The sequence below is a fragment of the Rhodoligotrophos sp. CJ14 genome (assembly GCF_038811545.1).
In the GTDB taxonomy this organism is placed as follows: Bacteria; Pseudomonadota; Alphaproteobacteria; order Rhizobiales; family Im1; genus Rhodoligotrophos; species Rhodoligotrophos ferricapiens.
Genome location: NZ_CP133319.1, coordinates 553,906 through 566,495, shown reverse-complemented (window position 1 = coordinate 566,495; position 12,590 = coordinate 553,906). Strand labels below are relative to the sequence as shown.

Here is a 12,590-nt window from a genome sequence, read left to right as displayed (position 1 = left end):
CGCTGGTCTGGGATCAGCGCGGATCTCCGCAATTGGTTCCGCCAGCGCTTGCCAGGGTTAAAAAAGAGAAAAGTTTCGGTTCACAAAGCGCGCTTATAGCCGATATGGCTCGGCTCAAAGCCGAGCTGGTCATAAAAGCGGTGTGCGTCGGTGCGGCTGCGGTCGGTGGTGAGCTGCACAAGGCGGCAGCCGCGCTTTTCGCATTCGGCAATGGCCCAGGCGAAGATCTGTCGGCCAAGACCTCGATCGCGGCGGTCGCTCGCAACCCGGACCGCCTCGATCTGGCCGCGCCATGCGCCTTTGCGGGCAATGCCCGGGATGAAGGTGAGCTGCAGCGTGCCGATCACGCAATCCTGCTCAATGACCACGGCGAGGAGCTGATTGGGGTCAGCTTCGATCGCGCGAAAGGCCGCGATATAGGACTGAGCCAGCGGCAATGACGCATCTTCGCGCTGTGCCCCTAGCGGATCATCAGCGAGCAGGGCGACAATGGCCGGGAGATCTTCGAATGTCGCCCGGCGAATGTGAATGCCATTCATGAGCGTTGGTCAGGTGTATATCGGGCAAGGGTTCACAGTCGGCATCGTCGAGGACAAAGAGGGCAAGGACAAGGGAAAACAGGCGCGCCTGTTCAGGCACATGCCTCATTTGCTGTTCCGGTTGCAGCTTGTGCCGTCCGGGCATCACCGTCGACAGAGGAGGGCGAAGGGTTATGGGAAACCGATTTCCGTAACCCAGGCACTCATTCTCGCCGAAGAGTGCCCGCTTGTTCTGGATAGGCGAAAATGAGCCTTGCACCCCCTGCAGCAAAAACGTAAGGAATGCCCTATATTTGGAAAGGTCGCGGGGCATAGCGCAGTCTGGTAGCGCACCTGGTTTGGGACCAGGGGGTCGCAGGTTCAAATCCTGCTGCCCCGACCATCACAAGAATTGCGCGGAGCCGCCTGCGGCTTTTCGCCTTTGTTGCCGAGACGCAAAACAGGGCGGTTCTGCCCGACCATGGTGGAGAGATGAAGGTTCGGATCTACAAGCCTGCGAAGACGGCAATGCAATCCGGGCAAGCCAATACGAAGCGCTGGTTCCTCGAGTTCGAACAGCAGCAACCGCGCTCGATTGATCCGCTGATGGGGTGGACGAGTTCCGGTGACATGCGCCAGCAGCTCCGCTTGCGGTTTGATTCGAAGGAAGAGGCGATCGCCTATGCGGAGCGCCACGGCCTCGAATATCGCGTGATCGAGAATCAGCGCGCTCCCATCAGACCGAAGGCCTATTCCGATAATTTCAAATGGGGCCGGATTGGCAACTGGACCCATTGAAAGCCCCGGCCTTGCGGCCCCATGAAATATGATCGGGCTTGTCCCGAGACGGCCCCGTAGCTCAGCTGGATAGAGCAGCAGCCTTCTAAGCTGAAGGTCGAAGGTTCGAATCCTTCCGGGGTCGCCATCCTCCGGTGTCCGGCCCGTGTCCTATCCGCTCGCCGCGGTGCGTTTTCAGTACGCTGCCTTGGATCCCGCCGGACGGCGGGAAAGCCGTTCACGAAACGGGGCGCTGCACTTGATAGACGGCGATCATCGCCTATGTTGGCAATCAGGCGGGGGGCTTTGAGTCGGCCCTCGCAGCCGGTGATTGGGTCCAACCTTGTCTATCGATGAGCCCATACCGATGTCGTTCAGCGGCAGATTCATGCTCGCGCAACGAGGCGACCGCAAGCGATGGTGAAGAGCATCGCGGCGGCAGATCTTGGACGGTCGACTTTTCACCCATAGGACAGAAGACAGATGATTTCGAACGGAGGTTGCGTGTGACTGCGCGCGCATTGAGCGATCTGAAATCCGGTGCGTTCGAGCCGGAAGTGGTCTCGGCCATGCTGGCGGCCTATAACGCGGCCTGCGAGGCGCTCGGCAGTCGCTCCGATGAGCCGACGCGGCTCAGGGTTGCCCACGCGATCATCGGATTTGCGACGCAAGGGGAAAGCGATCCGGGTCGGTTGTGCGAAAAGGCGCTGGCGCTCGTCTGAGCGAAGGTTCCCCTCGTCAAAGGCTAAGCGGAAGCGGCATTGCCGCTTCCGAGACCGCACAGATATCAGCAGATTCCCTTGCAGCTGCCGCTGTCGCGAACTTCGCCCACCATCTTGGTCAGCACATCAAGGCCCACGGCACCGGGCACAAACTGATCCCCAATGACGAAAGCGGGCGTCCCCTGGACGCCAAGCGCACGGGCGAGGCCATAGCTCTCCTCGATCTGCGCGTTGACCGCCTCGTTCTCCATGTCCTTCTTCAGCTTATCGACATCGAGCCCGACCTGACCGGCGGTCGCGAATATGGCGGCCTCATCCAACGGCCCCGAATGTGCCATCAGGGCGTTGTGGAACTCCCAGTATTTGTTCTGGTTTTTCGATGCGATCGCGGCCTTCGAGGCGATGAGCGAGGCTGGCCCCAGGATCGGGAACTCCTTCAGGACAAAGCGAAGCTGCTTGTCGCCCTCGATAAGCGCCATCACATCCGGCTGCGAGCGCTTGCAATAGCCGCAATTGTAGTCGAAGAACTCGACCAGGGTGACGTCGCCTTGCGGGTTCCCGGCCACATAATCGTTGTCGTTGCGGAACAGGGCAGCGGCGTTGTCCTTGATGGCGGCGGTCGCCTGTGAGAGCTGCTGCTGCTGCTCCTTCTCCTCCAATGCGTTGATCACCTCGCGGAGAAATTCCGGGTTCTCCAGCAGGTATTTGCGCACGGTATCTATAATCTCGCTGCGCTGGCTCTCGCTGAACTCTTCAGCAGAGGCCGGGCCGGCGACAGCGGACACTGCCAGGAGACAGGTCAGGCTGGCGCATGCGAGAAGGCGGTTGGCAAAACGCATATGGGTACTCCGATCCTTCTGGACCCCGCTGACCGAGGCTACTCGCCATTTATCAGCAGTCAGTCATCATCTTTCTTCACGTTCAGGATATCGTTGGCGCGGACCCATTCCGGCGTGCCGCGCTTGAAGGCCGATAGAGCGCGCTTAGCCTTCTGCTTGGCGAGGTCGATGTCGCCGCCGATCAAGGCCGCCTCGGCGGTCTCGAGATCGGCCATAGGAATGTTGTTGCGCCGGGCATAGGCGATCGCGAGCTGCGCATGGAGCTGCGAGGAATCGGTCTCGTAACGCTTGGCGCGCTGGAGCTGCTGAACCGCCGGCTCAACGAGCTGGGCCTCATTGGTGGCCAGCATGGCCTGCGCCAGCATGATGCGGACGAGACCTTCATCGGGCATGAGGGATACTGCTTTCTGCAAAGCCGGCACGGCGTCCTTCACGCGGCCAGATTCCAGCAAAGCCTGGCCGCGAAGCTCCCAGAAATAGGGATTGCTGGGCTGCTCCTTCTGCAGGGCATCGATCTCTGCCAGGGCGCTGCGCAAATCGCCGGTGCGGAATGCGGCGATCGCCCGGGCATAGCGGGCCGGAGCGCTCTTGTCGCTCGTGGGGTAGCGCTGATAGACGCGCTGAGGCGAGGTCAGGAAGCCCATCAGCTTGGCTTGGACCATGGCATGGCGCGCCTTGAGCGCCGGGCTGTCCTCGGCATCAAAATAGGGGCTCTTGCGGGCATTCGCCTCGAGGTTGCGCACCCGGTCGAGCGGCATGGGGTGGCTGAGGACATAGGGATCGACCGGCACCGAAGAGGCGAGCGCTTGATTTGAGAGCTTCTCGAACAGCTCGATCATGCCCCGGGCCGATTGCCTGGTGGCGTTCAGATAGCGGACGGCAGCCTGGTCGGCTGCGGATTCCTGGGCGCGCGCATAGGAGAGCAGATTGCGCTGGGCGAGCGATTGGCCGCCCATCATGAGCCCCGATCCACCCTGAGCAAGCTGGCCTTGGCCGGCAAGACCCGCCCCGATCATGGTGGCGGCCCCGACCAGCATGCCCACGATGGCGGCCGTGCTGGCCTTGTCGAGCTGGCGCTGCATCCGCGAGAGGTGGCCGCCGGCAATATGACCGGTCTCATGGGCAAGGACGCCGATCACCTCATTGGGGGTCGCGCTCTCGGTCAGAAGACCCGTATGGACAAAGACCCGCTGGCCGCCCGCGACGAAGGCATTAATGGTGGCCGAATTGATGATATAGACCTGGACGGCCTCGGGCTTGAGACCGGCCGCGCGGAACAGGGGCGTTGCATAGTCGCGCAAGAGCTGCTCGATCTCGCTGTCTCGGATCAGCGGAAGGCTCTCGGCCTTGGCTTGCTTAACCGCAACACTGCTCATCGCAAGCGAGAGGGTGGTTAGGCCAGCAAGACAGCGGATGGCGAGCGGTTTCACAAGCCGACGCAATAAAGCCATGGACTGCACCGTTGTTCCGGTCGGGAAATCAGCCTTCGTGAAAAATTACGGCGAGACTGGGGCTTGGCAAGCACGAGTCCCAGTCCCTCGATAACGTCTGCGTGTGACAGGTCCGAGGAGCACGGAAGAGGTTTGATTATTCCATGCTCCCGCACTCATTGAGGTCGACGGATATCGTGCCCGAAACGTGGATACAGGCTTCGGGCATGATCATGCTCAGTGGCGGAACAGCCGGGCGCGTTGCCACCAGCCGCGACGGGCTGGACGTTCCTCCTTAGGAGCCCGCGGCTGCGCCGGTTCGGGCTTCGGTTGCTCAGCTTCGTGACGAATATGGGCTGACGGCTCGGCAGAGCTGGCAAGGCCGACCGGTTCTTTCACCCGCTCCGTCACATCGGCGGTCACGCCGTTCAGGGCAGGCTCACGATCGACCGCGGTGCCCTCTCGGGACTGCGGCCAGTCGGCCGGGGCATGAGCGGCCTGATGCGGCTCTGGCGCAGCCTCGTGCGTCTCCGGCGCAGCTTCGTGCGTGTCCTCATGCAAGGGTGCGGACGCGGCCTCGGCTGGTGCAGGCTGCTCGGCCTCGGCAGAGAGCGGAGCGGCGGCCGGCGCCTCGTCCTGAGGCTCCGATTCCACATCGGATACTCGTCGCTCCGGCGTGTCGAGTTGCGGCGCTTCATCGGCGGTCTCGACCGTCACCGGCTCCGACTTCGCCTCGCCTGCTGGGCGCGACTTGGATTTTGCCCGAGAGCGTCGCTTGGGCTTGGCCTCGCTCGGCTCTTCGGCCGCCGCGGGCGCTTCCTCGGCTGCTTCCGCAGTGTCGGCAAGGGCCTTGGCTTTGGCCGATCTCGACCGGGGCGTGGTGCCGGTCTTGGCCGCGCGCGTGCGCCGTGGCCGCTTGGCGGGCTTTGCCTCGGCCGCTTCGGATTGAGATTGCTCCTCATCCGCCTGCGTCTCCGTCTCGCCAGCAGATGGCAGGGAGGTCGCCTCCGTCTCGGCTGACGCAACAACGCCAAGCTCGATCTCGTCGGCCCCTGCCGCCTGATCGGCAAGCGGGCCGGCAATGACCTCTTCGCTCAACTCGACGGAAAGGTCTCCGACATTCTCAGCCTCGGCGGCCTGCATCGGGGCTTCAGTACCGCGGCGCTGACGGTTGCGACCGGGTTCGGGGCGCCATTCGAGCTCTGCCTCGAACTCGGGGATCTCGACATTGCCCAGATCGGGCTGCGGACCCGCGCCTGGGTCACGCCACTGCCCGGCATCCGTGGCGAGCTCCGTCGTCTCGCCTTCGATGCGATTGCGCTTGCCACCACGACGGCCACGACGGCGCCTGCGACGCCGGCCAGCATCGTCGCCATCACGACCATTGCGCTCGTGACGAGGGCCGGCGTGCTCGCGGGCGTCATTTGCGATGGCGGCCTCGTCGAGATCTGCCTCGACCTGCAGGTCTTCTTCCTCATCCACCGGTTCAGGTTCGGGGACCGCCCGCGCCGCCTCGGTGAAGGCGGTATCCACTTGAACCGCAGCGGCAATCGGGCGTGCCGGCCGGCCCTCAGCCCGCTCGATCTTGAAGTTCTCGTTGTGCAGCTCCTCGCTCGCCTCAAGATAGATGGAGGCGTTGTATATCTGCTCCATGCTCAGCACGTGGTGCCGCTTCTGATTGAGCAGATAGAAGGCCACATTGGGATCGCAGCGCAGCGTGATGTCCTCCGCGCGGCGCATCAGGTGCTCCTCCATGCCACGCAGCACGGAGAGGGCACAGGATTCGATGGACCGGATAATGCCGCGACCAAGACAGGTGGGGCAGGGGACGGTCGAACCCTCCAGCATTCCTACGCGCAGGCGCTGCCGCGACATTTCCAGAAGGCCGAAATGGCTGATGCGGCCCACCTGGATGCGGGCCCGGTCGTTCTTGAGCGCCTCTTTCATGCGGCGCTCGACCGCACGATTGTTGCGCTTCTCCTCCATGTCGATGAAGTCGATGACGATGAGGCCGGCGAGGTCGCGCAGGCGCAACTGGCGCGCGATTTCGTCAGCGGCCTCAAGGTTGGTCTTAAGGGCCGTGTCCTCAATATTGTGCTCGCGCGTGGACTTGCCCGAGTTCACATCGATCGAGACCAGCGCTTCAGTCTGATTGATGACGATATAGCCGCCGGAGCTCAGGGTGACGACCGGGGAGAACAGGCCGTCGAGCTGGCTTTCCACTTGATAGCGGCTGAAGAGGGGGCGTGATTCCTGATAGAGCCGCACATTGCGCGCATGGCTCGGCATCAGCATCTTCATGAAGTCGCGCGCCTCGCGGTGGGCGGCTGCACCTTCAACGAGAATCTGCTCGATGTCCTTGGTGTAGAGATCCCGGATGGCGCGCTTGATGAGGCTGCCTTCCTCATAGATCAGGGTGGGGGCTGTGGATTTGAGCGTGAGATCGCGGATGCTTTCCCACTGGCGCAGCAGATAGTCGTAATCGCGCTTGATTTCGGCCTTAGTGCGGTTGGCACCGGCCGTGCGCACGATCACGCCCATGCCCTCGGGCACCTCCATCTCGCGCGCAACTTCCTTGAGGCGTCGCCTGTCGCTCGCATCGGTGATCTTGCGGGAAATGCCGCCGCCACGCGCGGTGTTCGGCATGAGGACGCAGTAACGGCCAGCGAGGGACAGGTAGGTGGTGAGCGCCGCGCCCTTATTGCCCCGCTCCTCCTTGACCACCTGAACCAGCAGGATCTGGCGGCGCTTGATCACTTCCTGAATCTTGTAGACGCGCTTCACGTTGCGGCGGAAGGATGCCTCTTCCAGGGCATCATCGGCGCCTACAGAGTCTACGGCCTGGGCTTCCGGATCCTCGTCGATCTCCTCGACCGAGGCTTCGCCATCCTCGCCGCGGCCGCGCCGTGCACCCTTGGCTCGAGCCTCGCGCGCCTCGCCATTGCCTTCAGCGGCACCGTTGCCGTCCCTCTCAGACGTGGGCTCGGCCGCCTCCTCGCCGCTCTTGTCGTCTTCCTCGTCAGAGGCGCGGTGACTGCGAGATTCCTCGCGCAGCAGTGCCTGACGATCTGCAACCGGGATCTGGTAATAGTCGGGGTGAATTTCACTGAAGGCCAAGAAACCGTGGCGATTGCCACCATAATCAACGAAGGCGGCCTGCAGCGACGGCTCAACGCGGGTTACCTTGGCGAGGTAGATATTGCCGCGAATCTGCTTTCGCGATGACGACTCGTAGTCGAATTCCTCAATCTTGTTCCCACGCTGCACGACAACCCGGGTCTCCTCCGGATGTGCCGCGTCGATAAGCATTGTGCTTCCCATGTTCTTCTTTCTCCCGCGCTCGCGCGGGCGCAAGCTCCATGCCAGCGGGGAGGCGATTGAGGCCCTTGGCCATCACCTTCACCGCCAGACCGGCGCGAGCGCATGTTGATGTGGTGGGAGCAGGCAAGGTCTCGCGGCGCTGAAGTGGGGCGGACGATGCGGGGGGCACTCCGAAGAGCCTCATTCCCGGTGCGCTTCCTGCCAACCCATTCTCAGCGAACGTATGCAACAGCCTGTTCCGATTCAGTCCATAATCGCTCCAAACCGGTTGGAGCAGCTTCAAAAACGCCGTCCCTCGAACGGACGGCGGTCAAATGTGCAACCTGCATTCACAGGTCTGCAATTCAAACGGCCAGCCTGCGTTGGTCCAGAATCGGCAACGCGCCAGCACGCGAGAAAACCGCAGAGGCATCATACACCACTCGAAGTAATCATGGCGCATAATGAACCCCGGTGCCCTTAATTACCGGACATAGCCGAAGCTTGGCAAGAGCGGTTGCTAAGGGCCGGGGACGTTTACTCGTCCAATGCAGCGCGCAGCCCCGCATTTTCGTTGCGGCGGGAGCGCGCGCGGGCGCCCGTCTCATCGTTATGTAAGTAATGATTAACCTGTCGGGAATAGGGTGAGCCGTTAGCGGAGCGCCACGTGGCGGCGGCGCGAGCTCCGCGAGGGATGTTGTGTTCGAGTTGTGAAAGGGCGCTGCGCAGTGAGTGCTGGCAACCGAGTACGGGTGTCGCGGAATGCGCGCGTCGTCTCGTCCGTGATCCTGGCCCTCGTCTGCCTGGTTCAATTCCTTCTGTTTCCAGCACCAAGCCTAGCCCAGTCAGCAGGACAGGCGAATGCCGCAATCGAAGCCATTGGTGCGCGCGTTGCGGGAGATGATCGCAAGACGCGCTTCGTGCTCGATCTCAACCATCCGATCGCCTATACGGTGACGGTCACCCCAGACCCGTTCCGGGTGGTGATCGATATGCCGGCTGTGGCCTTCAAGCTTCCGGCCGGCATCGGCAAGATGGGACGCGGTCTGGTGCGCGGATATCGCTATGGCCAGTTTGACGGCGACAAGGCGCGTGTCGTCATCGATGCCAGCGGGCCGGTGCTGATCGACAAGACATTCCTGGTCGAGCCGTCCGACAACAGTCCTGCGCGAATGGTGATCGATCTCGTCCAGACCGACGAGAAGACTTTCGCCACAATTCTCGCGCGGCTCAATCAGCAGGAGAAGCCGGCGCCCGTGGCTTCGCCCGAGCCCGCCGGATCGAAGCAGGTGGCTCAACAGGAGCCTCAAACAGTGGGCGAAAGAACGGCGCTTGCAACAGTGGAGGCATCCCCTAAGCCAAGCATGCCGCCTCGCCCCAAGCCGAAGCCCACCTCGTTTGCATCTATCATCGAGAGTTTGAGCGCCAAATCGACGGGACCCGAGATCGCAACGGCCGAAGCCCCTGCTGCGGCAAGCGCCCAGGCGCCGACAGCGGATATGGCGGTTGTGGAGCCCACCGCCGCCTTCAGCCCGGCCACTCTTGCCGCGCCCAAGCCCAAAGCGAAGGCGCAGGCTCCTCAGCCCAAGCAAAACAGGCGGCCGGTCATCGTGATCGATCCCGGGCATGGCGGCGTTGATCCCGGGGCGATCAGCCGGTCCGGCACTCTCGAGAAGAACGTGGTTCTGGGCTTTGCGCGCGCGCTCAGAGACGCGCTCAAGTCATCGGGCCGCTACGATGTCCAGCTCACCCGGGACAATGACACCTTCATCACCTTGGGCGGGCGCGTCGAGATCGCACAAAAGCACAATGCCGATCTCTTCATCTCCATTCACGCGGACTCGCTCAAGCGCGGCATCGCTCGCGGTTCGACGATCTATACGGTGTCGGAGCGGGCTTCGGACCAGGAAGCCGCCGAGATCGCGGCCGCCGAGAACAAGGCCGACCTGGTCGGCGGCATCCCGCCCGAGGCGGAGAATGAACAGCTGACCGACATCCTGGTCGACCTCGTGCAGCGCGAAACCCGCAACCACTCGATGTTCTTCGCCAAGACCCTGGTCGGCGAGCTCAAGGATACGACCCGGCTGAATACCAAGCCACACCGCTATGCGGGGTTTCGCGTGCTACGGGCGCCGGACGTGCCCTCCGTGCTGCTCGAGCTCGGCTATCTGTCGAGCCCGGAGGACGAAAAACTCCTCACCTCCGATGCCTGGCGCAAACGGGTTGCCGGTGCCATCGTTTCAGCGATTGACGGCTTTTTCGGAACCCATGTGGCGCAGCGTCGATAGCTGCGTTTCGTCGAGCGACGAGCTCCCGCGCCATCGGACTGCCATATTGCGCCGATACCCCCGTTCAAATTCGCCTTATCCCGACAGCGGAATGGTGTTGGACCCATCGAACCGTGTTAGGATATGAGAACGCCACGGTTCCGCCTATGGGATCGCGTTCAAGATCGGGGAGCCTAGGCCATCCGGAATTCCGGATTCGACGGGCCAAAGAAGATAAACTCAATGCTGAGATTTTTTGGTTATCTCTTCGCGGTCGGCTTCATATTGTTCGGTGCGGCCGCAGCCGTCGCCGGCTATGTGGTCTGGAAGGTCTCCGGCGAGCTTCCGGATTACCGGCAGCTTGCGGAATACGAGCCGCCAGTGATGACCCGTGTGCATGCGGCGGATGGGACGCTCATCGCCGAATATGCCCGCGAGCGGCGCCTTTATGTTCCGGTGAGCCAGATCCCGAAGCTGGTGATCAACGCCTTCCTGTCGGCGGAGGACAAGAGCTTCTATCAGCATGGTGGCCTCGACATTACGGGCATTGCAAAGGCGGTGCTCACGAATGCGGAGAATTACGTCAATGGCGGCGGGCATATGGTGGGTGCGTCCACCATCACGCAGCAGGTGGCCAAGAATTTTCTGCTGACGAACGAGCGCACGCTCGATCGCAAGCTCAAGGAAGCGCTGCTCGCGATGCGAATCGAGCAGACCTATTCCAAGGACAAGATCCTCGAACTCTATCTCAACGAGATCTATCTCGGCTTTGGTGCCTATGGAGTCGCGGCGGCGGCCCTCAACTATTTCGACAAGCCGCTCAATGAGCTCTCGCTGGCGGAAGTCGCCTATCTCGCCGCTCTGCCCAAGGCGCCTTCGAACTATCATCCGACCCGCTATACGCAGCGGGCGATCGAACGGCGAAACTGGGTGCTGCAGCAGATGGCCGCCAATGGGTTCGTGACCCATGAGGCGGCGGAGGCTGCGATGAAGGAGCCGCTGGCGATCAGCTCGCGCGGGAATGGGGAGGAGCTGTTCTCGGCGGAGTATTTCTCGGAGGAGGTGCGGCGCGAGGTGCTCGACCTCTATGGCGAGAAGAAACTCTATGACGGTGGGCTTTCCATCCGCACCACGCTGCAGCCCGCGTTGCAGATCTATGCCCGACAGGCGCTCATCCGCGGTCTGCTCAAATTCGATCGTGCCCGGGGCTATCGCGGGCCGGTGAAGCAGATCGCGCTGGATGGAGACTGGGGAAAGGCGCTGGCCGAGATGGAGGTGCCGGCGGATATCGCACCGTGGCAGCTCGCGGTGGTGCTCGCGACCGACCCAAAGGAGGCGACCATCGGTTTGCGGCCGCAGCGTCTCGTCGGCGGGGCGATCGCCAAGCAGCGGGATACAGGCACCGTTCCGCTGAAGCTCCTGAGCTGGGCGCGGGCCCTCACCAATCGCGGCCTTGGCCCGCAGGTGAAATCGGTGGAGCAGGTGCTCAAGCCGGGCGACGTCATCTATGTTGCTCCTGGGGATGCGGCAGGTGAATATCACTTGGTGCAGGTTCCAGAGATCGAAGGCGGGCTCGTTGCCATGGACCCGCATACGGGCCGCGTCCTGGCAATGGTGGGCGGCTTCTCCTATGGGATGAGCCAGTTCAACCGCGCGAGCCAAGCCAAGCGGCAGCCGGGCTCTTCGTTCAAGCCCTTCGTCTATGCGGCGGCATTGGAGAATGGCTATACGCCATCCAGCGTGATCATGGACGCGCCGATCGAAGTTCGTCTGTCCAACGGCGCGGTGTGGAGCCCGAAGAACTATTCGAACAAGTTCTATGGCCCATCGACCCTTCGGCGCGGGATCGAGCTCTCGCGGAACGTCATGACGGTGCGGCTCGCCCAGGACATGGGTCTCGAAAAGGTCTCGGAAATCGCCGAACGGTTCGGCATTTACGACAAGATGCCGGCGATGCTCTCAACGGCTTTGGGGGCGGGGGAGACCAGCTTGCTGCGCATGACGGCGGCTTTCGCGATGCTGGACAATGGGGGCAGGCGAATCACGCCAACGCTGATCGATCGCATCCAGGACCGCTACGGCCATACGATCTATCGCCACGATGACCGGGACTGTCCGAGCTGCAAGGCGGATCAGTGGCAGAACCAGCCCGAGCCCGAGCTCAGCGATGATCGGGAGCAGGTGATCAATCCCTATACGGCCTATCAGATCACCTCGATGCTGGAAGGGGTCGTGCAGCGCGGCACGGGCAAGATCGTGTCGACGGTCGGCAAGCCGCTGGCGGGCAAGACCGGCACGACGAATGATGAAAAGGATGCCTGGTTCGTCGGCTATGCGCCGGATCTCGCGGTGGGCATCTATATCGGCTATGACAATCCGCGCCCGATGGGGCGGGGGCAGACCGGCGGCCAACTCGCCGCGCCCATCTTCGCGGATTTCATGAAAATGGCGCTGAAGGACAAGCCCGGCATTCCATTCCGAATTCCGCCGGGCATGCAGCTCATCCCCATCAATCCCAGCAATGGCCAAAGGGCCGCCTATGGGGATGCCAATGTGATCCTCGAAGCGTTCAAGCCGGGCGAGGGACCGCCAGATGATACGGTCGTCATCGGTGGCCAGGAGCTCGCTCATGGCGGGGCCGGCGGGGTGCTGCAGCTGCCGGCGCAGAGCGATGGCGGGCTATCCACCGGCACCGGGGGCCTGTATTAGGCTTGCGATTTACAGGCCGGCCTGCGTC

8 protein-coding genes, 2 tRNA genes and 1 pseudogene are annotated in these 12,590 nt (G+C 62.6%); 7 read left to right on the top strand and 4 right to left on the bottom strand.

Annotated elements, in window-relative coordinates:
• Positions 1–80: 80 nt before the first annotated feature.
• Positions 81–539: a GNAT family N-acetyltransferase gene (locus tag RCF49_RS02570; protein ID WP_342642484.1), complete on the bottom strand. Its 459-nt coding sequence runs from the start codon at positions 537–539 to the stop codon at positions 81–83.
• On the opposite strand from RCF49_RS02570, the gene RCF49_RS02565 reads away from it, so the two are divergent.
• The 5 genes from RCF49_RS02565 to RCF49_RS02545 all read left to right on the top strand — a co-directional run bounded on the left by RCF49_RS02565 (position 538) and on the right by RCF49_RS02545 (position 2,017).
• Positions 538–789 (top strand): hypothetical protein, encoded by a 252-nt coding sequence (locus RCF49_RS02565; RefSeq protein ID WP_342642483.1) that lies wholly within the window; start codon positions 538–540, stop codon positions 787–789. The two genes, RCF49_RS02570 and RCF49_RS02565, sit on opposite strands and share 2 nt — an antisense overlap.
• A 55-nt stretch (positions 790–844) precedes the next feature.
• A tRNA-Pro gene (locus RCF49_RS02560) sits at positions 845–921 on the top strand.
• 89 nt (positions 922–1,010) lie between these two features.
• Positions 1,011–1,316: an ETC complex I subunit gene (locus tag RCF49_RS02555; RefSeq protein ID WP_342642482.1), complete on the top strand. Its 306-nt coding sequence runs from the start codon at positions 1,011–1,013 to the stop codon at positions 1,314–1,316.
• Between the two features lie 50 nt (positions 1,317–1,366).
• Positions 1,367–1,443: transfer RNA gene (locus tag RCF49_RS02550), tRNA-Arg, on the top strand.
• A gap of 358 nt (positions 1,444–1,801) precedes the next feature.
• A complete protein-coding gene (locus tag RCF49_RS02545) occupies positions 1,802–2,017 on the top strand; it encodes a hypothetical protein (protein WP_342642481.1) in 216 nt (71 codons plus the stop codon).
• Positions 2,018–2,082: 65 nt separating this feature from the next.
• Here RCF49_RS02545 and RCF49_RS02540 read toward each other — a convergent pair whose 3' ends face one another.
• The 3 genes and pseudogenes from RCF49_RS02540 to RCF49_RS22435 form a co-directional block, all read right to left on the bottom strand.
• Positions 2,083–2,856: a DsbA family protein gene (locus RCF49_RS02540; RefSeq protein ID WP_342642480.1), complete on the bottom strand. Its 774-nt coding sequence runs from the start codon at positions 2,854–2,856 to the stop codon at positions 2,083–2,085.
• A gap of 59 nt (positions 2,857–2,915) precedes the next feature.
• Entirely contained in the window at positions 2,916–4,307 is a 1,392-nt protein-coding gene (locus RCF49_RS02535) for a M48 family metalloprotease (RefSeq protein ID WP_342642479.1), read from the bottom strand.
• A gap of 1,347 nt (positions 4,308–5,654) precedes the next feature.
• Positions 5,655–7,607: pseudogene (locus RCF49_RS22435) on the bottom strand (Rne/Rng family ribonuclease); the annotation flags it as partial.
• A gap of 707 nt (positions 7,608–8,314) precedes the next feature.
• On the opposite strand from RCF49_RS22435, the gene RCF49_RS02525 reads away from it, so the two are divergent.
• Together RCF49_RS02525 and RCF49_RS02520 are read left to right on the top strand one after the other, a co-directional pair.
• A complete protein-coding gene (locus RCF49_RS02525) occupies positions 8,315–9,874 on the top strand; it encodes an N-acetylmuramoyl-L-alanine amidase (RefSeq protein WP_342642477.1) in 1,560 nt (519 codons plus the stop codon).
• Positions 9,875–10,087: 213 nt separating this feature from the next.
• Positions 10,088–12,562: a penicillin-binding protein 1A gene (locus tag RCF49_RS02520; RefSeq protein ID WP_342644106.1), complete on the top strand. Its 2,475-nt coding sequence runs from the start codon at positions 10,088–10,090 to the stop codon at positions 12,560–12,562.
• Positions 12,563–12,590 lie beyond the last annotated feature (28 nt).